This is a genomic window from Rheinheimera soli, assembly GCF_021290985.1.
GTDB lineage: Bacteria > Pseudomonadota > Gammaproteobacteria > Enterobacterales > Alteromonadaceae > Pararheinheimera > Pararheinheimera soli.
On record NZ_JAJOYU010000037.1, the window covers coordinates 1 to 18,143 of the forward strand.

Sequence of the window (18,143 nt, forward strand, 5' to 3'; positions counted from 1 at the left end):
TCTTCGCTGGCTTTATGGTTTTCGTTATCACGCTCATACTTTCCTGAGGTACGTCTTACCTGCTAACTCTGGTAATTTATAATGACTTGGTTATGATAATTAATGTCTCTTAGAAAGCTGAGTGGGCACCTATGCTGAAGTTTGTCTGTACCTTGCTATTGATGCCCACTCTGCTTTTTGCAGCAGAGCCGTTACGTGCTGTGGTCAGTCAAACCAACACAGCACCTTATGCTATTTTTGATCAGCAGCAGCGTTTAGTTGATGGCATCGCCAAAGACTTGCTGGATGCAGTCGCCGCCAGATTAAACAGACCGGTGCAATATCTGGATTTGCCCAAAGGGCGGGTCGTGGAATGGCTGATCACAGATAAAGCGGATATCAGTTGTTTTCTTAATCCAGAATGGATCCCCGTGACCTACAAACTAATCTGGACTCCGGTGCTTTTTCATACCCGTCAATACATAGTGCGGCGGATAGCAGATAATCCGGTGCGCTCCAATCAAGATCTATTGCATAAACGTATAGGCACCACCCGGGGGTTTTCTTATCCCGAACTACAACCCTTGTTTGAAACCAATGCCGCAGTGCGTGATGACGCCGAGTCATTGGAAAAGAACATTCAACGATTGCAACAAGGCAGAGTCGATTTGGTGATGACGGTTGATTTAAGCTTTGGCCATTACCAGCGGCATTTTGATAGCTCAAAACTTGCTGTTGATCCACTTTGGGCTGAACCAGCCCAGGTCTATTGCGCCTTGAATCCGCATCACCGCCTGCAGGTTGAACAGATCCAAAAAAGTTTTGTGTTGATGCAACAGCAAGGTGTGATAGATAAAGCCTTGCAACGCTGGGCCCACAGGTCGATTTAAAGCATATTGCCCGCACAGATCTGCCATTGGTTGCCCCGGCGTTTCACCACATAAAGCGGAGTGCTGCACAGTCCAACCTTATGCTGGCTTTCTCTGTGCAACCAGCACTGCTCGGCGTTGATTAAAAAGGTATCGAAATCCAGTTGCTGCAAATGCAGCAGCTGATAGGCCCAGACTCTGTCCTGATGTAACTCCAGTAATTGTTGTAAATAAACTTTGAGTTCGGCCCGGCCTGACAGACGTTGACCTAATAAATTGACTAACAGCACATTCTCTGTAAAACACTCGCCAAATAAAGCCCAGTTGCGTTGGTTAATAGCGCACTGCAACCGGGTTAATAATTGCTGTGCACAGTCTTGTTCTGAACGGCACGCCGCACCTATCGCATATACCGCATGTTCCAGCATAAAAACTTCTCCGGTGATGAAATTAAGGTTATGCTAAAACCTCAAGTAAGGTTAAGGTCAAGTGTTTTTTATGTCTGTAAAATGCGATGCAAAAAAAGTGGTGCTGTCGGTGGGCGAGGTGGCAAAACGTAGTGGTGTTTCTGTGGCGACCTTACATTTTTATGAGCAAAAGGGCTTGATCCACAGCCAGCGTAACGCCGGAAATCAGCGTCGTTATTCGCGGGATGTATTAAGGCGGGTGGCCATTATTAAAGTGGCGCAGCGCACTGGTATTCCGCTGGAACAAATAGGCAAAGCCTTATCGGTATTGCCGCCAGGGCAAAATGCCGATCAGCAGCACTGGCAGCAGATGTCGGAACAGTGGAAAACTGAGTTGGATGCGCGTATAGCTCAACTGACAGACTTGCGGGATCAATTGAGCATGTGCATAGGTTGTGGTTGTTTATCTATGGCGCACTGCCCCTTGCGCAACCCACAGGATAAGCTGGCGGCACAAGGTTCTGGTGCACATTTTTACCCCACGTCAGAGGAACTGGAAGAACCAGAACGGTGATCTGCAATCAGTTTGCCTGAACCCAGAGCTGCGATTTCGTGTTCGTCATCCCAAAAGGGTTCTGAGAGCGCCTGTTGATACCAGAGTTGCATCGCAGGCAACTTCATCATCAGCCTGACGTAAGGTAAAACTGCAGTTGAGACAGGTAACTGGTAACTTTGGATGCGAAATAAGACTGGGGCATAAAATGCATCTACTGCTGTAAACTGCTTTCCAGCCAGATAAGGGCCGCCAAAACCTTGCAATCCTTCCTGCCACAGTTGTTCAATACGTTGTAACTCAGTTAAGACCGCATCGGGTAATGGTGTTTTATCAAAACGACCAGCCGCATGAAAAGGGCAATAGCTGCGAAGCGCTGTAAAACCTGAATGCATTTCAGCGGCAGCAGAACGTGCCCAGCTGCGTTCTTTGTCATCTGTTGGCCAGACTCCGCTATGACGCTCAGCTAAATACTCTACTATAGCCAGCGAATCCCAGACCACCCAATTGTCATGATGCAGACATGGCACCTTGGCATTGGGCGCAAAAGCTTTAAATTGTGCGCTATTGTCATTGGACTGAAACTGCACCTGCTTTTCTTCAAAAGGTATAGCTAAAGCGTGCATGAGTACCCAGGGGCGCAACGACCAGGACGAGTAGTTTTTATTGGCAATATAAAGCTGGTACATCAAAGCCTCCGCTGCAGTGGGAATGAGTCATCTAAGTCCTAAATACTGTATCAGAGAAACCGGATAGGATGGCTGTGGTTTTTTCAGCCAGATTTTTGCGTTATACTGCTCGCCGTTTTTGCCCCAACCTCTTCCCATTGATGCAAGGAACTTTGTCGCCGATGTAGTGTTTAAACCGTTTTTTCCATTTATAAAAGTGAAAATGCGATTTGGGGCGTTACAACTTTTATGCCTGAAAAAATGCGTTTAAAAAGACTCTGTCACAAAGGAATTCCTGATGTTTCAATCGATACGACAGCAGTGGCTGTCCAATATTCGTGGCGATGTGTTATCCGCCATAGTGGTAGCTCTGGCGCTTATTCCAGAAGCCATCGCCTTTTCTATTATCGCTGGTGTTGACCCTAAAGTCGGTTTATATGCATCCTTTGCTATTGCTGTGATCACAGCTTTTGCCGGTGGTCGTCCTGCGATGATTTCTGCTGCCACTGGTGCTATGGCGCTGTTGATGATCACCCTGGTGAAAGAACATGGTTTGCAGTATTTGTTGCTGGCTACTTTGCTCACCGGTGTACTGCAAATTGTGTTTGGTTTATGCAAACTCGGTGAGCTGATGAGGTTTGTGTCTCGTTCCGTGGTGACGGGCTTTGTTAATGCGTTGGCTATTCTGATATTTATGGCGCAGCTGCCTGAACTAACTAATGTCACCTGGCATGTCTATGCGATGACAGCTGCGGGTTTAGCTATTATTTATTTGTTTCCTTATGTCACTAAAACAGTGCCTTCGCCTTTGGTCTGTATTGTGGTGTTAACCTCCATAGCACTGTATTTCCAGATTGATGTGCGTACTGTGTCGGACATGGGCGAATTACCGGATAGCTTGCCAATCTTCTTATGGCCAGATGTGCCTCTTACCCTGAACACTCTGCAAATTATTTTCCCTTATGCGTTGGGCCTGGCCTTAGTCGGTATTCTGGAGTCGTTAATGACGGCCACTATTGTCGATGATATGACAGATACCAACAGCAACAAAAACCGTGAATGTATAGGGCAGGGTATCGCCAATATAGGTTCAGGTTTATTAGGCGGTATGGCGGGTTGTGCCATGATTGGCCAGTCAGTAATTAACGTCAAATCCGGTGGTCGCACCCGTTTATCTACCTTATTGGCGGGCATCTTGCTGCTTATTTTTGCTGTGTTTCTAGGTGAATGGGTCGGCATGATCCCTATGGCGGCTTTGGTTGCGGTGATGATTATGGTATCCATTGGCACCTTTAATTGGCAGTCAGTACGGGATTTAACGACTCATCCTAAAAGCTCCAGCCTGGTGATGATTATTACTGTGCTTGTGGTAGTTTTTACTCACAATCTGGCTTACGGCGTCTTTGTGGGTGTACTGATGAGTGCGTTATTTTTTGCCAATAAAGTAGGTCAGTTACTGGCAATTCAATCTGAACTCTCTGCCGATGGCCGCAGTCGTCGTTATCTGGTGACAGGGCAGGTATTTTTTACCTCTGCTGAACCTTTTGTCGCTGCTTTTGATTTTAAAGAGCCACTTCGTGTGGTGCAGATTGATTTAACTCATGCACATTTTTGGGATATCACAGCCATAAGCTCGCTGGATAAGGTGATACTGAAATTCCGCAAAGCAGGAATAGAAGCAGAAGTGATAGGGCTGAATCAGGCCAGTGCCACTTTAGTCGACAAGTTTGCCATTCATAACAAGCCAGAAGCTATAGAGCAGCTGATGCACTAATCATAGTTCATAAAAAAAGGGTCAGAACTTCAGTTCTGACCCTCTGTATAAAAACACTAACTTAGTATTTGTAGCTGAAGCTTAAACCGTAGCTTTGGCCTTCAACACGGCGTTGTAACAACTCACCTTGCTGCATAATTTCAACATCTTCATCCAGTATGTTTTTCATCGACAGCTTGACTGAAGTCGATTCAAACGGCGTGTATGAGTAGACAAAATCTAATGAGTTAAATGGCTGCTCGTAGGCATCGTCTTTATCGTTTACACCAGCAAAGGCAATACGTTTACCGAAGACGTTGTAAGTCAGAGTCGCATTATGTTCGTCGTTATCTGAGTCAAAACCTAACTGGAAGTTGACCACATGTTTAGAGTGACCATTTAGAGGACGCTTTAAATTTGTCAGATCAGTACCAGCAAAAGGCTGAATAGTAATTTCAGATTCGCTATAGGTAAAGTTACCGGCGACAAAGAAGTTATCCAGCCAGTTATCGCCTTGCAGCACATTCAACTGTTGCAGGAACTCCGCTTCTAAACCATAAACTTCGCCTGTGTCGCCATTACGGAACGACATCAATAAGTTACCGTCTGAACCACTTAGCTCAATGGATTCAATTGGCTTGTCCAGATCTTTATAAAACACACCTACGCTGTAGTTACTTTCGTCGTAATACCACTCTAAACGAGCATCGTAACTGGTGACATCTGTACTTTGCAGACCAGAGAAACCCGTGACTTTAAAGTCGGTCAAAGGGTCGATAAAGAGCACTGGGGTGACTTCACGTAAGTCTGGGCGCACTACAGTGCTGCTGTAACCAAAACGGGCTTGCAGCTCTTCACTGACAAACCAGGTTAAAGACAACGAAGGATAGAAACCATCTTCCTGTAATGGGAATTCATCGATATTGCCGCTGATTTCACCGTCTGCATTAAGCGGAATTGAAATCTGGCGGAAGTCTTCATAACGGACACCGAAGTTTAAACGTAGCAAATAGTCGTAGTTCATTTCCATGCCAACATAAGCGGCATCAATCATTTGTGCTGCTATGTAGTCGTCGGCTTGTGTGGTGACGTTAGAGATCTGGAAACCATTGGCTGTATTCAGAATGCTTTCATCTGAAAAAATATCTGAAAACTTCTGACTCAACTGCTCCAGACTATAACCGACAGTGCTAAAGTTAAACAGGTTGGTTTCAGACTCACGGGTCCGCTCAAAATAGGAGTAACCGCCGTTCAGGCTCATCTCTGCTTTACCCAGGGTAAAAGGCAGTTTGGCATTCCAGCTACCGTTTTCAGTATCATCTTCCATTTTGCCGAAGCTGTAGTTCACAGCATTCTGGTTACGGCGCAGGAAAGAACTGTAAGAACCATCAGTCTGACGTTCGTTGACATAACGGTATTCGATTTCACCCGGTGCGTCACGTTCAGCTTTTGCATCTGTATATTGCCAGTCGATGCTGATGTCATACAACCATGGCAACATATGGCGGCCACGAATTTGGTTGCTGAACATAGAGCGCTCTTCGTAACGTAAAGAGGTATCAGTGTTGAAACGATCCTCTTCGTTGACTGTTTCTATACTGTCGCCATTTTTTACTTTGACTTCGTCTTTAGTATCCCGCAGATAAATAGACGCAGTTTCAAACCTATGATTTTCATCTAGCTCTAAACCAAAGTTCAACATACCGGATAGTTTTACCTGGTGTTCAGTACCTTTAATATCGTCATAGATATTCAGGGGAACTAAATCGTCACCGGATACTGAGAAATAACGTTCCTGTTCTTCGATATTTTGTGTGGATCTGTCATAGCTGACACCGGCCATTACGCCAAATACCGAAGAACCAATATCAAACTTATCACCAAAAGAAACGCTGCCATCAAAATCTGGTTTGATATTTTCGCGCTGTACATCAACATCACGGTTAAAGTTTAAACCTAATTCACGCACTATAGTGGCAGCCTGAGCCAGGTTGCTCTGATTGATACCACCCAGTGCTTCAGCGATATTAATCTGGTTAATAGTACCGTACTGATCCAAGGCAGCACGCAATTCTGGTGACATGGATCTGGTACCGTCGTCGCTGCCCTTCCAGTCATCACCACCGCCGTTGTATGTGTAGGCGTCGTCGCTGTTCAGGCTGTTGTAGCCTGTGCCTACTGAGAGGTTAAAGCTGCGTTGTAATGGAATAGACGCTGTACGGATATTGACACTACCACCACCAAAAGCGGCTGGTAGTTCAGGTGAATAAGCTTTTTGTACCACTAAACTTTCAATAATACCGGCTGGGAACATATCCAAAGGGATAACGTTCCGGGTTGGATCCGGGCTTGGTACCATAGCGCCGTTTAATAAGGTACTGGAATAACGTTCCCCTAAACCACGCACATAAATAAATTTGTCTTTCACTAAAGTTAAACCTGTCACACGGCGCAGTGCTGTTGCCGCGTTACTGTCGCCAGCTCTGGAGATTTGCTCCATGCCTAATAATTCAGCGACGTAAGGCTGTTCGCGGCGTTCTGCTGCAGCGGAGGCTGCTGAGCTCATCAGGCGGCCAGAGACTTCAATACGCTCGACTTCTTTGCTGTCTTCAGTCGTAGTTTCCTGGGCTAATGCAGGCATCATGCTGGCTGTTGCGGCTAAAGCCAGCAGTACACTGCGGCCAACCTGACTGATTTTAAAACTTTGCTTGCTGCTCATTTGAACTTGGTCCTATCAGCTAATTCGTACATCAATGTGCCGGGCTTATCCAAGGGAGGCCCGGCACTAAGTGAATTCAAAACTGCCGGCGAGCCGGCAGTTTATGGTTGCTTTAGTCGTTCAGACCTACAGTCCAACCAGCAGTCCAGTTGTTGCTTTGTGAAACAGCACCTGTGAAGGTTACAGTGTCAAAGAAAGCATTCACTGGTTTCATGTCTTTTGCAGCACCTGTGTCAATGGTGAAGATACCGTTTAACACTGCTGCCTGATCAGCCGCTAACTTGTTACCTGTTTGGCCAAGGAACCATGCAGAAGTAGTCACACCAGAAGCCACGTTACCTTTGACTGCTTCAGTAGGGCAGGCAATGACAGAGTTAGTCATGGTTAAGGTGCCTGCAGCAGCCATTGCCTGAGATTCTGCAGACTCAATCTCCAGACATTCGCCCATACCTGCAGGACCTGTAATAACGAAGTTTGCTAATTGAGCGTTAGTACCGGCACGCAGTAATACGCCTTCAGAATCGTCAGTACCATCGAAGGTGTTACCTATGATCGTCATGTTGGCGATGATTGGGTTTGAGATTGGCAGGGCAGTGAAGTTACCTGATTGGTTGTCGCCTTCGATACCACGGTTTGCTTTAGCACCGTCAGCAGCATGTTTAACCAGTACGAACTGCATTTTGCCGTTCCAGCCGTCAGCCCAGTCGACAGAGTCGTCGCCGTTTGCAGTCAGAACTACGTTTTTACAGTTCACGCTACCACCGAAGAATTCCACACCGTCATCGACGTTCTGGTGAACCTGGATATTGGAGCACTCAGTACCTGAACCTACGCCAGCAAAAGTAATACCGTTTAATTCGTTGTCTGGAATAACTTCAAAACCAGCATGTTTGACTACGACGTAGTTCAGTTTACCGCTACTGTCAGCTGCGTTAGGGCCACCATATGGGCCTGCATCACCCTCAGCCTGCACTAAACAGTTGGCTAAATCAGCCTGGTTACATTTATTGGTTGGAGCTTTACCCAATAAGACTAAACCACCCCACTGACCAGCTGCTGTAGGTGAACCAATCACGTCTTGTACCGAAGTCATAGTAATAGGGTTTGCCGCAGTGCCGTCTGCCATGATTTTTGAACCACGGGTGATCACCAGGAAGTCAGCACCTGATTTACCGTAAATGGTTACACCAGGTTGTACTGTTAAGGTGGCGCTGGTGGTGTTGTCCACACCAATACGCACACGACCACTTAATACGTAATCAGCACCAGCAGCTAAAGTGACGTTCGAAGTGATATCGCCTGTTAACTGGCAGTTTAAACGCCCTGTTAAGCTGGCAACTTCAGTAGTACCTGTAGGACAAGCTTTTAAGTTAACGCCATCTTCAACATGTAAAGAGGTAGTCCAGCCTTTGGTCCAGTCTGTTGTGCCGTTAAAGGCACCAATGTAGTTCACATTATCAAACCAACCATCGACGTTATTTGAAACGTTGTAACCATTGGCTAAAGCTGGAGAGTTAGGTGCAGGGATATAACCACCCAACAATGCATCACCTACCAGGTTGTTCGGCTGAGATTCAAACCAGGTCTTTGCATTAAATGTCACGTTGCCAGCAGAATCTTTGATGTTAGCAAAAGGTTCTGCACAGTCGATGATAGAGTTACGGAATACTAAGTCACCGCTATTGGCAAAGTTAGCGGTTTCTGTGGTGTTCACTTCGAAACACTCGCCCATTTTTTCCGGGCCAGTCACAATCACGTTATACAGTTCAGCAGAAGTACCAGCGCGTAATAAAATACCCTCTGAGTCTTCGTCACCGTCAAAGTTATTACCAATAATGGTCAGGTTAGAAATCTTTGGCTTACTGACTGGCGTAGCTGTGAAGTTAGATGATTGGTTGTCCGCTTCAATACCGCGGTTAGCCTTAGTATTGTTTGGGTTGTGGCGAATTAAAACGTGCTGCATACGACCAGTCCAGCCATCAGCCCAGTCTAAAGAGTCGTCGCGGTTTCCAGTGAGCACTACATATTTAGCATCCACTGTACCGCCGAAAAACTCTACGCCATCATCCAGGTTGTTATGCACCTGAATGTATTCCACAGTAGTGCCACGGCCTACGCCAGCAAAAGTAATACCGTTTAACTCGTTATCAGGGATAACTTCAAAACCAGCGTAACGTACCTGAACGTATTTTAAAGCACCGCTGTTGTCGTCTGGGTTAGAACCACCGTATGGACCAGCTTCACCTTCAGCTTCAACTTTACAGTTGGCTAAATCAGCCTGATTACATTTGTTGGTTGGCGCTTTACCTAATAAAACTAAACCTCCCCATTCAGCTGCAGATTCGTTATCAGATAAACCTAACATGTCGTTGACTGACGTCATGATGATAGGGCTAGTGGCTGTACCTACAGCCTGAATTTTTGAACCACGGGCAACTACTAAATAGTCAGCACCACTTTTACCAAAAATTTTAGTACCTGGCTGAATAGTTAAAGTAGCGCTGTTGGCGTTATCGTTACCTACAGTCACTTTGCCAGCCAAAGCCCAGGCGATATCAGCTGTTAATGTGGTGTCGCTGGTAATAGTGCCTTTAATTTCACAAACTGGAGTAGTAACGCCAGCTAAAGCGGCGGCCTGAGTAGCAAAGGCTGGACAAGCGCTGGTTGGAGGAGGGGTAACACCACCGCCATTATTACCGCCATTACCTGTATCGATGTTGATATCTCCACCGCCACAACCAGCTAACACTAAAGCTGAGGCAATTGCGCTCAATTTTAAAAAGTTACGTAAAGCCATTACTCAATCTCCAATAAGTACGAACAGGAATACTGTTGTTATAAAAAGCTGGAGCCAACCATACTCAGGCTTAATGACTGTTTTATTACAGTGACGGATGAATAGATTGAACTAAAAATGCAGGCCGCGTCTGACGTGGTGTAGCGCTGATGCTGTCAAAAAACCTTCACTAAAGTGTCATCTGAAAGACTTTTATATTTGTTAGAAAAATGTAAGCAAATTGGTTGTTTTTTATCTCGGGTCAGTCAAAGTGGCAAAATACTGCTGTAGCTGTGTTCCTGATCCTGTTATCTGGTCATTACAGAGCAGATTGCTTGTTTTGCTTTCATAAAACTGTCATAAACTAACGCCATACTGGTCACAATCAATAAATTAGCTTGAATTGGTAGAGGGTTATGTCTAGAAAAATCCTGGTCGTAGAAGACGAAGCACCGATCCGTGACATGTTGTGTTTTGTGCTTGAACAAAATGGTTATCAGGCCAGCACAGCGGAAGATTTTGATTCTGCCGTCAATATGCTGGTAGAACCTTACCCTGATTTAGTATTGCTGGACTGGATGTTGCCTGGTGGCAGCGGTATTCAGTTTGCAAAAAAAATGAAAGGACACGAGCTTACCCGCACTATTCCAATCATTATGATCACGGCTCGCGGTGAAGAAGAAGACAAAGTTCGTGGGCTGGAAGTAGGTGCTGACGACTATGTCACCAAGCCATTTTCACCAAAAGAGCTGATGGCACGTATCAAAGCTGTGATCCGTCGTGTGGCGCCAACCAGCCTGGATGATGTGATTGAAGTGCAGGGTTTAAAACTGGATCCGGTATCACACCGTGTCACTGCAGCCGAACAGGCTGTCGATATGGGGCCGACAGAATTCCGTTTGCTGCACTTTTTTATGACACACCCAGAGCGTGTTTATAGCCGTGAACAATTGCTGGATCATGTCTGGGGTACTAATGTGTATGTCGAAGACAGAACCGTAGACGTTCACATACGCCGTTTACGTAAAGCCATTTCTGTGGCTGGGCATGACCGTTTAGTGCAAACTGTAAGGGGTTCAGGTTATCGTTTCTCTGCCAAATAACCATTCCCATTTACTTTGGCGATATGAGAAGGTGCTATGCGTTTGTTATTGTCGAAGAGAAAGATTTTAAGCAAAATCTTTCTCTTGTTCTTTGTGGTTGCGCTAATTGGCTGGTTGTTTGACCTGCTGTTTCCTGCTTTATTTGTAACCTCTGTCGTACTGCTTGGCTGGAATTACCGGCATATCTTTTTGCTGGACAAGTGGCTATGGCGTGATAAAAAACTGACGCCACCAGCAGGTGATGGCAGCTGGCAGCAAGTGTTTGATGGTATTTATTATCGTCAGCGCAAGGCCCGCAAAAAGAATAAAGAATTACGCTCCTTGATCAGACGTTTTCGCGACGGCGCTGAGGCCTTGCCTGATGCCATTGTGGTGCTGAACAGTGACTGGACCATTATCTGGTGCAATAAACTGGCGCAGCAACTGGTCGGGTTACGTTGGCCACAGGATGAACGTCAGCGGATTGATAACCTGATACGAAATCCAGAGTTTCAAACTTATATTCAGCAAAAGCAGTTTGATCAGCCACTGGAGTTGTCTTCTCCGGTTAACGAAGATTTAGTACTGGAATACCGTATGCTGCAGTACGGCGATGATCAGCATTTGTTGATAGTTCGGGATGTCACCCAACTAAAACTGCTGGAGCAGGTACGTAAAGACTTTGTGGCTAACGTTTCTCATGAATTACGTACCCCCTTAACTGTATTGCAAGGTTATCTGGAAGTGATGGACGCCGATAACCTGCCGAATGAGGGCATTTGGCTCAAGGCTCATACTGTGATGCTGGAGCAAACCAAACGTATGGATGCTCTGGTGCAACAATTGTTGACCTTGTCGCGTATTGAAGCCGCCGCCAAAGTGCAGTTTGAAGATCATATTGATGTGCCGGCTATGCTGGCGATGCTGGAGCAGGAATCCCAAACCTTAAACCGGGAAAAACAGCATCAGATCAGCTTTTCCATTGAACCGGGTTTAACGGTGTCTGGCATTCGTGAAGAGTTACGTAGTGCTTTTTCTAACCTGATCACCAATGCAATTAAATACACACCCAATGGCGGTGACATTCAGGTCAGTTGGGTACGGCAGCATCAAAAAGCTGTGTTTAGTGTCAGCGACAATGGAGAAGGTATAGCGCCTCAGCATGTGAAACGTCTGACCGAACGTTTTTACCGGGTTGACCAGGCCAGAGCACGCGCTACAGGCGGCACAGGTTTAGGTTTAGCTATAGTCAAACACGTGTTGCAACGCCATAACAGCAAGCTGATGATTTTCAGTGAGCCGAAAAAAGGCAGCAGTTTCTCCTTTAGTTTACCTGCTGAATCTCAGCCCAAGCGTAAAACAGTTAAAGCCCATTAACAGGACCTTCTTGCTGCAAAAATTGCAAAAACTTTTGCAGCAAGGGGGGCTGATAATTTTTATGTTGTACCAATCTGAAATGCCGTTGCAGCTGCAAAGGACTTTGCAGTAACACCAACTGTCCTGCTTTGATTTCATCCTGCACCGCCAGCAAAGGCAGGCAACCTATGCCTAAACCTTGTTTTACAGCTTGCTTAATAGCTTCAGGTCGTTCCAGCTCTAACAGATTGTTGGGTGCCCAGTGTAAGCGGGCCAGTTCATGTTCTAAGACAGCTCTGGTACCTGAACCTTGTTCCCGCACTATCCAGCGCTCTGCCAATAGCTGTTCTGTCGATAAATCCTGATGCAACTTCGGGTTGCCTATGAGCACTGTCAGGTCTTGTCGCCAGTGCTGAATATGAAACTCTGCACTTAACACCGGTCCTTCAACAAAACCCAGTTGTGCTTGCTGCTGGTGCATCAGCTGCAGTACCTCACTGCTGTTGCAAAGCCGCAGTTTAAAATCAATCTGAGGGTGCAAGGCAGTAAATTGTGCCAATAAAGCGGGCAGTAAATAACAACCTACAGTTTCACTGGCGACCAGCCGCAACTGGCCTTTTTCCGGGCTTGAGTTTACCAGTTCCTGTTGTAATTCAAGTAGCAGCTGTAACTTGGGCAATAGATCCAGCGTATGCTGGGTTGGGATTAGCTGCCGTCCCTGACGCAGAAATAACGGATGGCCCAGTCGTTGTTCCAGCTCTTTTAAAGCCTGACTGGCTGCTGATTGGCTTAATGCCAGTTGGTCAGCCGCCTTGGTCAGGCTATGCTGCCGGCAAATTGCATCCAATAGTAACCAATGGCGTGGACTGGGGTAATTCATTTGTTTATTTAATCTGAATGATAAGATTAATCCATTATTCTTATTTTTAAAGCTCAGTACAATAGCGCTGTCACTCCAACGAAGATGAATTCCCATGCTGGTGCTGTTACTGCTTAGCTTATTACTGCATTTATGTTATTTGGCTGTGCCTGAATTGCAGCACTTGATCAGTCCGGTTTTTATCGCTTTGATACTGGGCTTGCTAGCCGCTTTTGTGCTGCCTTTGCTGTCCGTTCAGCCTCGCCAGTTGTTGGCTGCTCAGTTGAATACTATCGCCAGCTGGCAGCAAAAAGCCTTACGTTTGGGTATTGTGTTATTTGCCTTTAGTGTTGAGCCTGAACTGGTGCTGCAAACCGAGCCACTGGCTTTAATGCAGTTGTTTTTTGTCGTGCTGCTGATACTGACTGCTGCGTTTTGGCTTGGTATCAAGCTGTTTAAATTGCCCACAGATCTGGTGCTTTTGATCAGTTGCGGTTTAAGTTTTTGCGGGACTTCAGCTATTTTTGCCACCTGGTCGGTTCGACAAAGTAGTCAGGCAAGCTTAACTCAAAGTTTGGCTGTGGTGCTGTTGATGGGGTTGCTGTCGTTGTTGATGTACGCTGTATTGATGCAAACTGGCTGGTTGCCGGAAACACAGCTGGCCTGGCTGATTGGCAGCACAGCACCTGAAGTATCACAGGCTGTGGCTGCAGGCAGTCAGTTAGGGGATGCAGCTCCACAGGCGGTGATCGCCAAGTTATTCAGGGTCTGTTTACTGGTGCCTTTTTTGCTGTTGCTGAGTTTGAACAGTAAAACGAAAGATGGGTTTGTGTTTCCGTGGTTTGTTTTAGCTTTTATCGCAGTCTTGTTAGTCACTATGGTTTTTTCCGTGCCAGCCTGGTTCAGCCAGGGCGCAGTGCTGTTGTCGCAAAGTTGCCTGATCTTTGCGATGCTGGTGACAGGGCTTTTAACCTGTTGGCAAGATTTGAAGCAATGCAGCGGCAAAGTTTTTGTTTTTGCCGCTGTGGTGATGAGCTTACTATTTAGTCTTTCTTATCTGTTTTTGCCGGGTTAGCCAGATAGTCCAAAGCCAGAGCTGTTAAAGCCCGAACGCCATTTTCCAGTGCCTGTTCATTGACCTGAAACAGCGGCGAATGGTTAGGAGCCGTTTGTTCTACAGGCGTATTTTCAGGAGCTATGCCTAAAAAGAAAAACACCCCAGGTACTTCTTGCTGGAAAAATGAAAAGTCTTCTGAAGCGGTAATAGGTTTAATTGGCGCAACCCCGGCTTTGCCAGCCGCCCACTGCAAACTAGGCATTGCCCATTCGGTCAAAGTGGCATCATTCCAGGTGACAGCCGCAAAGCTATGGTTATGAAATTCAGCAGTGGCACCACTGGCCGCCGCTATATGTTCTGAAGTGTGCTGCATTTTTTGCAGTAGCTGTTCGCGCATTTGTGGATCAAAAGTGCGTATAGTGCCTTCGAGTTTCACATCATCCGGAATAATGTTCCAGCGTACGCCGCCATGCACTTGCCCGACAGACAAGACGGCAGGAGCCTGAGTCACATCTAACTGACGAGCCGGAATTTGATGCAGGGCAGTGATCAACTGGCCTGTCACAGCTATAGGATCCACTCCACGCCATGGGCTGGAACCATGCACCTGTTTGCCTTTGACAGTGATATTAAAACTGTCAGCCGCCGCCATAATGCCTTCACTTTTTACCTGTAACTGACCAGCAGGACCTGGCCATACATGCAGGCCAAAAATTGCATCGGGTTTGTATTTAGCAAAGACGCCTTCTTTGAGCATCAGCTTAGCGCCACCTTCTTCACCGGCAGGTGGACCTTCTTCGGCTGGCTGAAATACAAACAGAATAGTTCCGGCAAGTTGTGCTTTAAGTTCTGTCAGCACAGAAGCTGTCGCCATCAGCATAGCGGTATGGGCATCGTGACCACAGGCATGCATCACACCTACCTCCTGACCATTAAATGTACTGCGCACTTTAGAGGCAAAAGGTAAATCCACCTGCTCTGTGACAGGTAAAGCGTCCATATCTGCGCGTAAGGCCACAGTAGGGCCTGGTTTAGCGCCTTTTAATATGCCCAGAACACCATGATGAGCTATACCGGTTTGTACTTCTAAACCAAGAGATTTTAAATGCGCTGCGACTTTTTTCGCTGTATTGACTTCCCGGTTCGACAGTTCAGGGTATTGATGGAAATGACGACGCCATTGCAGCATTTGTGGTTGAATGTTTTGAATCGCAGTTTCAGTTTGGGGTTTTAAATCTGTATTGGCTTGTGCCGAAAAAGCGCTGGCCAGCAGCACAGAAAGTAGAGTTCTCAACATGATAGTTCCTTCTGGGTGAAGGCACTACCATACTGGTACAAGCTTAGAAAAGCAAAGTGCCTTGCGACACTTTGCCGGAAACGGAGTTTAAAAATAAAACACGAAAGCCAGCAGGAATACACCTAAAGCCAAACGGTAAATCACAAAAGGCATCATGCCCATTTTTTCTATCACTTTAAGGAAAAAATGAATACAGACGTAAGCTGAGATAAAGCTCAGCACTGTGCCTAAACCTAAAGCAGTCCAGTCCACTGCCTGCTCGCTTTTCAGTAATTTCAGCGTTTGATAACCACCGGCCAGCAGAATAATAGGGATAGAAATCAAAAAGGAGAAACGGGCTGCCGCTTGTCGGGTTAATCCCAGCATCAAACCTGCTGTCATGGTAATACCTGAACGTGAGGTTCCTGGGATCAGAGCTATAGCCTGAGCCAGACCAATAATAATCACATCTTTGACTGTGAGCTGGTCCGTTTCTTTGATTTGTTTGGCTTTTGCATCGGCGTACCATAATAGCAAACCAAAGATGATGGTTGTGCTTGCGATCACTACAGCTGAGCGGGCATAGACTTCAATAAAATCTTTGATCAGTAAACCAAACAGAGCTGCAGGTATAGTGGCCAATACAATAAGCCAGCCCATGCGGCTGTGTTGGTCATGTTGCCCTCTAAAACTGCCAAACCAACTGACGCTGATAAGACCTACATCACGACGGAAGTAATGCAGCACCGCGGCCAGTGTGCCTAAATGCACTGCCACATCAAAAGCCAGCCCCTGATCACTCCAGCCTAACAACTGCGAAGGTAAAATCAGATGAGCCGAACTTGAGATAGGTAAAAACTCGGTAAAACCTTGCAGTAGAGCCAATACAATAATTTCGAGTGTGGTCATAACAATCCATAGTACAGATGATTAAATTGAACGTTGTTTGAATAGCCCCGCATGAAAAAAGCCTCCTGTGTTAAGGAGGCTAGTCTTCACTGGCAGAGTTAACCTGTCTTATGATCAGGGTCTGACTCATCTTCGTCAACTGGAAGTTTGCTGGCAAGAACTTTATCAATACGTTTCCCATCCATATCGACAATTTCCAGTCTCCAGCCTGCAACATCTATGGTGTCTGCCGTTTTAGGTATTTTACCTAACTGATACATCACCATGCCATTCAGCGTCTGGAAGCGGCCTTCGACTTCATCAGGGATTTCACGAATATTCAACGCATCTTTAAAGTCGATCATAGGGATCAGGCCATCAATCAATAAACTGCCATCTTCTCTGCGAACTATCATCTGATCGTCTTCATCATCATCCTGCGCAAATTCGCCGGTCAGCGCATCTGTCATATCTTGCAAGGTGACTAAGCCTTTTAAATCACCATATTCGTCCACTACAAATACCATCTGGCTACCTGAAGTTCTGAAATGGTCCAGTAACTCCATACCAGATAAACTATCAGGCACATAATTACAGGCTTTGGCCAGCGAGGCGATATGGATTTCTTTGCCTGCTATGGATTGAGCTAACAGCTGTTTTGCTGAAACTATCCCTACTAAATCATCAATGCTATTGCGGCATACCGGAAAACGCGAATGAGGGGCCTGCATCACCAGCTTCAGGTTGTCTTCTATCGGTTTGTTGACATCCAAAAATACGATGTCTGAACGTGGCACCATCAAAGAGGAAATGCTGCGTTCATCCAGACGGAATACATTTTTCACCATGGCATGTTCAGAATGTTCAATGATACCTGCGGTTGAGCCTTCCTGCAGCATGGCCTGGATATCTTCATGAGTTACATTGTCTTCAATAATATGGCTAAAACCTAAAAACTTCATAATGGCGTGGGTTGAACCCGACAGCATCCAGACAAAAGGTTTGGTTGCTATAGCCAGAAAAGCCATAGGCCGTGCTACCAGGCAGGCAATACGTTCAGCGCTGACCTGACCAATACGTTTAGGCACCAGCTCGCCTACCACTATCGACACGTAAGTAATGATAATAACCACCAGTATGGTGGAGACTATGCTGGTCACTTCCGGGGCAAAACCAAAACTTTGCAGCCAGACTGATAAAGGTTCTGCCAAAATAGATTCACCAAAGATACCGTTCAGTATACCTATAGAAGTAATACCTATCTGGACCGTAGATAAAAACTGAGTGGGATCTTCCGACAGCTTTAATGCTGCTTTGGCGGAGCTGCTGCCGCTTTGTGCCAAAGCAGTTAATCTCGACTTTCTCGCTGTCACTATTGCGATTTCTGACATAGCGAACAGACCATTCAAAATGATCAGGCCAACAAGAATAAAGATTTCCATAGCGTGTTATTTAGACTCCGTTGAGTTTAAGGTTGAACTAACAAATAAGATGTGGGTAACTGATAGCTGTACTCTATCAACTGTCCTGAATCAGACAAGATCAGATATAAGTTTTGTTCGTTGAATTTTCGGGCTTGTGGGTCAATAAAACGCACCACCCAAAGCTCTTCCTGGCTGGTGGACGAGGCTTTTTGTGCATATTTTGGTGATATAGAAGACCAATGCTCTGCGATAACCTGCTGCTGTTGCAACTGGACTATAGAGTGTTCTGCATGTTTAATGGCTTCGGAATGCGTCATAGACGCATCAGCCAGTGCTGTAAACTGTGTCAACGCTGCAATCAAAAAGACTACAGCGCTCCTTCGGAGAGGCTTCATATTAGAGTGTGTGTATTTAGTCTGTAAAAATAAAAATTCATCTTACCTATCATTTTAGACTAGTAAAGTAATTTGTTTCTTT

General features: G+C 46.0%; 15 protein-coding genes. 6 read left to right on the forward strand and 9 right to left on the reverse strand.

The genetic code is table 11. The features are described 5' to 3' along the window. Positions 1-131 precede the first annotated feature (131 nt). Complete coding sequence (locus LSG37_RS18535) at positions 132-869, forward strand: substrate-binding periplasmic protein (protein ID WP_233081345.1); 738 nt, start codon at positions 132-134, stop codon at positions 867-869. On the opposite strand, the gene LSG37_RS18540 is transcribed toward LSG37_RS18535, so the two are convergent. Beyond that, entirely contained in the window at positions 866-1,276 is a 411-nt protein-coding gene (locus LSG37_RS18540; protein WP_233081347.1) for a DUF4440 domain-containing protein, read from the reverse strand. The genes LSG37_RS18535 and LSG37_RS18540 overlap by 4 nt on opposite strands. Before the next feature lie 70 nt (positions 1,277-1,346). Here LSG37_RS18540 and soxR point away from each other — a divergent pair, with 70 nt between their 5' ends. Then, positions 1,347-1,829: a redox-sensitive transcriptional activator SoxR gene (gene soxR, locus LSG37_RS18545; RefSeq protein ID WP_233081349.1), complete on the forward strand. Its 483-nt coding sequence runs from the start codon at positions 1,347-1,349 to the stop codon at positions 1,827-1,829. Here the strand turns inward: soxR and LSG37_RS18550 are convergent. Continuing rightward, the gene (locus LSG37_RS18550) at positions 1,790-2,497 is read right to left on the reverse strand and encodes a glutathione S-transferase family protein (RefSeq protein WP_233081350.1); all 708 of its coding nucleotides are present in this window, start codon (positions 2,495-2,497) and stop codon (positions 1,790-1,792) included. The two genes, soxR and LSG37_RS18550, sit on opposite strands and share 40 nt — an antisense overlap. 277 nt (positions 2,498-2,774) lie before the next feature. Between LSG37_RS18550 and LSG37_RS18555 the strand changes: the two genes are divergently transcribed. After that, the gene (locus LSG37_RS18555; RefSeq protein ID WP_233081352.1) at positions 2,775-4,250 is read left to right on the forward strand and encodes a SulP family inorganic anion transporter; all 1,476 of its coding nucleotides are present in this window, start codon (positions 2,775-2,777) and stop codon (positions 4,248-4,250) included. 61 nt (positions 4,251-4,311) lie between these two features. Here LSG37_RS18555 and LSG37_RS18560 read toward each other — a convergent pair whose 3' ends face one another. Further along, positions 4,312-6,948, reverse strand: coding sequence for a TonB-dependent receptor domain-containing protein (locus LSG37_RS18560; protein ID WP_233081354.1), 2,637 nt, complete (start codon positions 6,946-6,948; stop codon positions 4,312-4,314). A gap of 112 nt (positions 6,949-7,060) precedes the next feature. Continuing rightward, complete coding sequence (locus LSG37_RS18565; protein ID WP_233081355.1) at positions 7,061-9,745, reverse strand: beta-helix domain-containing protein; 2,685 nt, start codon at positions 9,743-9,745, stop codon at positions 7,061-7,063. Positions 9,746-10,140: 395 nt separating this feature from the next. On the opposite strand from LSG37_RS18565, the gene phoB reads away from it, so the two are divergent. Together phoB and phoR are read left to right on the forward strand one after the other, a co-directional pair. Next, on the forward strand, positions 10,141-10,827 hold the full coding sequence (gene phoB, locus LSG37_RS18570; protein ID WP_233081357.1) for a phosphate regulon transcriptional regulator PhoB: 687 nt from the start codon (positions 10,141-10,143) through the stop codon (positions 10,825-10,827). A 36-nt stretch (positions 10,828-10,863) separates the two neighbouring features. Then, positions 10,864-12,183, forward strand: coding sequence for a phosphate regulon sensor histidine kinase PhoR (gene phoR / locus LSG37_RS18575; RefSeq protein WP_233081359.1), 1,320 nt, complete (start codon positions 10,864-10,866; stop codon positions 12,181-12,183). Here phoR and LSG37_RS18580 read toward each other — a convergent pair. Then, positions 12,170-13,042, reverse strand: a complete 873-nt coding sequence (locus tag LSG37_RS18580) for a LysR family transcriptional regulator (protein WP_233081361.1) — start codon at positions 13,040-13,042, stop codon at positions 12,170-12,172. The genes phoR and LSG37_RS18580 overlap by 14 nt on opposite strands. 94 nt (positions 13,043-13,136) lie before the next feature. On the opposite strand from LSG37_RS18580, the gene LSG37_RS18585 reads away from it, so the two are divergent. Further along, the gene (locus LSG37_RS18585) at positions 13,137-14,096 is read left to right on the forward strand and encodes a YeiH family protein (protein WP_233081363.1); all 960 of its coding nucleotides are present in this window, start codon (positions 13,137-13,139) and stop codon (positions 14,094-14,096) included. Here the strand turns inward: LSG37_RS18585 and LSG37_RS18590 are convergent. The 4 genes from LSG37_RS18590 to LSG37_RS18605 form a co-directional block, all read right to left on the reverse strand. Continuing rightward, the gene (locus LSG37_RS18590) at positions 14,065-15,375 is read right to left on the reverse strand and encodes an amidohydrolase (RefSeq protein WP_233081365.1); all 1,311 of its coding nucleotides are present in this window, start codon (positions 15,373-15,375) and stop codon (positions 14,065-14,067) included. The genes LSG37_RS18585 and LSG37_RS18590 overlap by 32 nt on opposite strands. A gap of 87 nt (positions 15,376-15,462) precedes the next feature. Further along, on the reverse strand, positions 15,463-16,263 hold the full coding sequence (locus tag LSG37_RS18595; protein ID WP_233081367.1) for an undecaprenyl-diphosphate phosphatase: 801 nt from the start codon (positions 16,261-16,263) through the stop codon (positions 15,463-15,465). 98 nt (positions 16,264-16,361) lie between these two features. Then, positions 16,362-17,684: a hemolysin family protein gene (locus tag LSG37_RS18600; protein WP_269836665.1), complete on the reverse strand. Its 1,323-nt coding sequence runs from the start codon at positions 17,682-17,684 to the stop codon at positions 16,362-16,364. Between the two features lie 26 nt (positions 17,685-17,710). Then, positions 17,711-18,028 carry a DUF6488 family protein gene (locus tag LSG37_RS18605; RefSeq protein WP_233081369.1) on the reverse strand — a complete coding sequence of 106 codons (318 nt, stop codon included), beginning with the start codon at positions 18,026-18,028 and terminating at the stop codon, positions 17,711-17,713. Between the last annotated feature and the right edge of the window lie 115 nt (positions 18,029-18,143).

Coding starts and splice junctions, on each gene's coding strand:
- LSG37_RS18535 (WP_233081345.1), top strand. CDS start 132: ATGCTGAAGTTTGTCTGTACCTTGCTATTGATGCCCACTCTGCTTTTT.
- LSG37_RS18540 (WP_233081347.1), bottom strand. CDS start 1,276: ATGCTGGAACATGCGGTATATGCGATAGGTGCGGCGTGCCGTTCAGAA.
- soxR (WP_233081349.1), top strand. CDS start 1,347: ATGTCTGTAAAATGCGATGCAAAAAAAGTGGTGCTGTCGGTGGGCGAG.
- LSG37_RS18550 (WP_233081350.1), bottom strand. CDS start 2,497: ATGTACCAGCTTTATATTGCCAATAAAAACTACTCGTCCTGGTCGTTG.
- LSG37_RS18555 (WP_233081352.1), top strand. CDS start 2,775: ATGTTTCAATCGATACGACAGCAGTGGCTGTCCAATATTCGTGGCGAT.
- LSG37_RS18560 (WP_233081354.1), bottom strand. CDS start 6,948: ATGAGCAGCAAGCAAAGTTTTAAAATCAGTCAGGTTGGCCGCAGTGTA.
- LSG37_RS18565 (WP_233081355.1), bottom strand. CDS start 9,745: ATGGCTTTACGTAACTTTTTAAAATTGAGCGCAATTGCCTCAGCTTTA.
- phoB (WP_233081357.1), top strand. CDS start 10,141: ATGTCTAGAAAAATCCTGGTCGTAGAAGACGAAGCACCGATCCGTGAC.
- phoR (WP_233081359.1), top strand. CDS start 10,864: ATGCGTTTGTTATTGTCGAAGAGAAAGATTTTAAGCAAAATCTTTCTC.
- LSG37_RS18580 (WP_233081361.1), bottom strand. CDS start 13,042: ATGAATTACCCCAGTCCACGCCATTGGTTACTATTGGATGCAATTTGC.
- LSG37_RS18585 (WP_233081363.1), top strand. CDS start 13,137: ATGCTGGTGCTGTTACTGCTTAGCTTATTACTGCATTTATGTTATTTG.
- LSG37_RS18590 (WP_233081365.1), bottom strand. CDS start 15,375: ATGTTGAGAACTCTACTTTCTGTGCTGCTGGCCAGCGCTTTTTCGGCA.
- LSG37_RS18595 (WP_233081367.1), bottom strand. CDS start 16,263: ATGACCACACTCGAAATTATTGTATTGGCTCTACTGCAAGGTTTTACC.
- LSG37_RS18600 (WP_269836665.1), bottom strand. CDS start 17,684: ATGGAAATCTTTATTCTTGTTGGCCTGATCATTTTGAATGGTCTGTTC.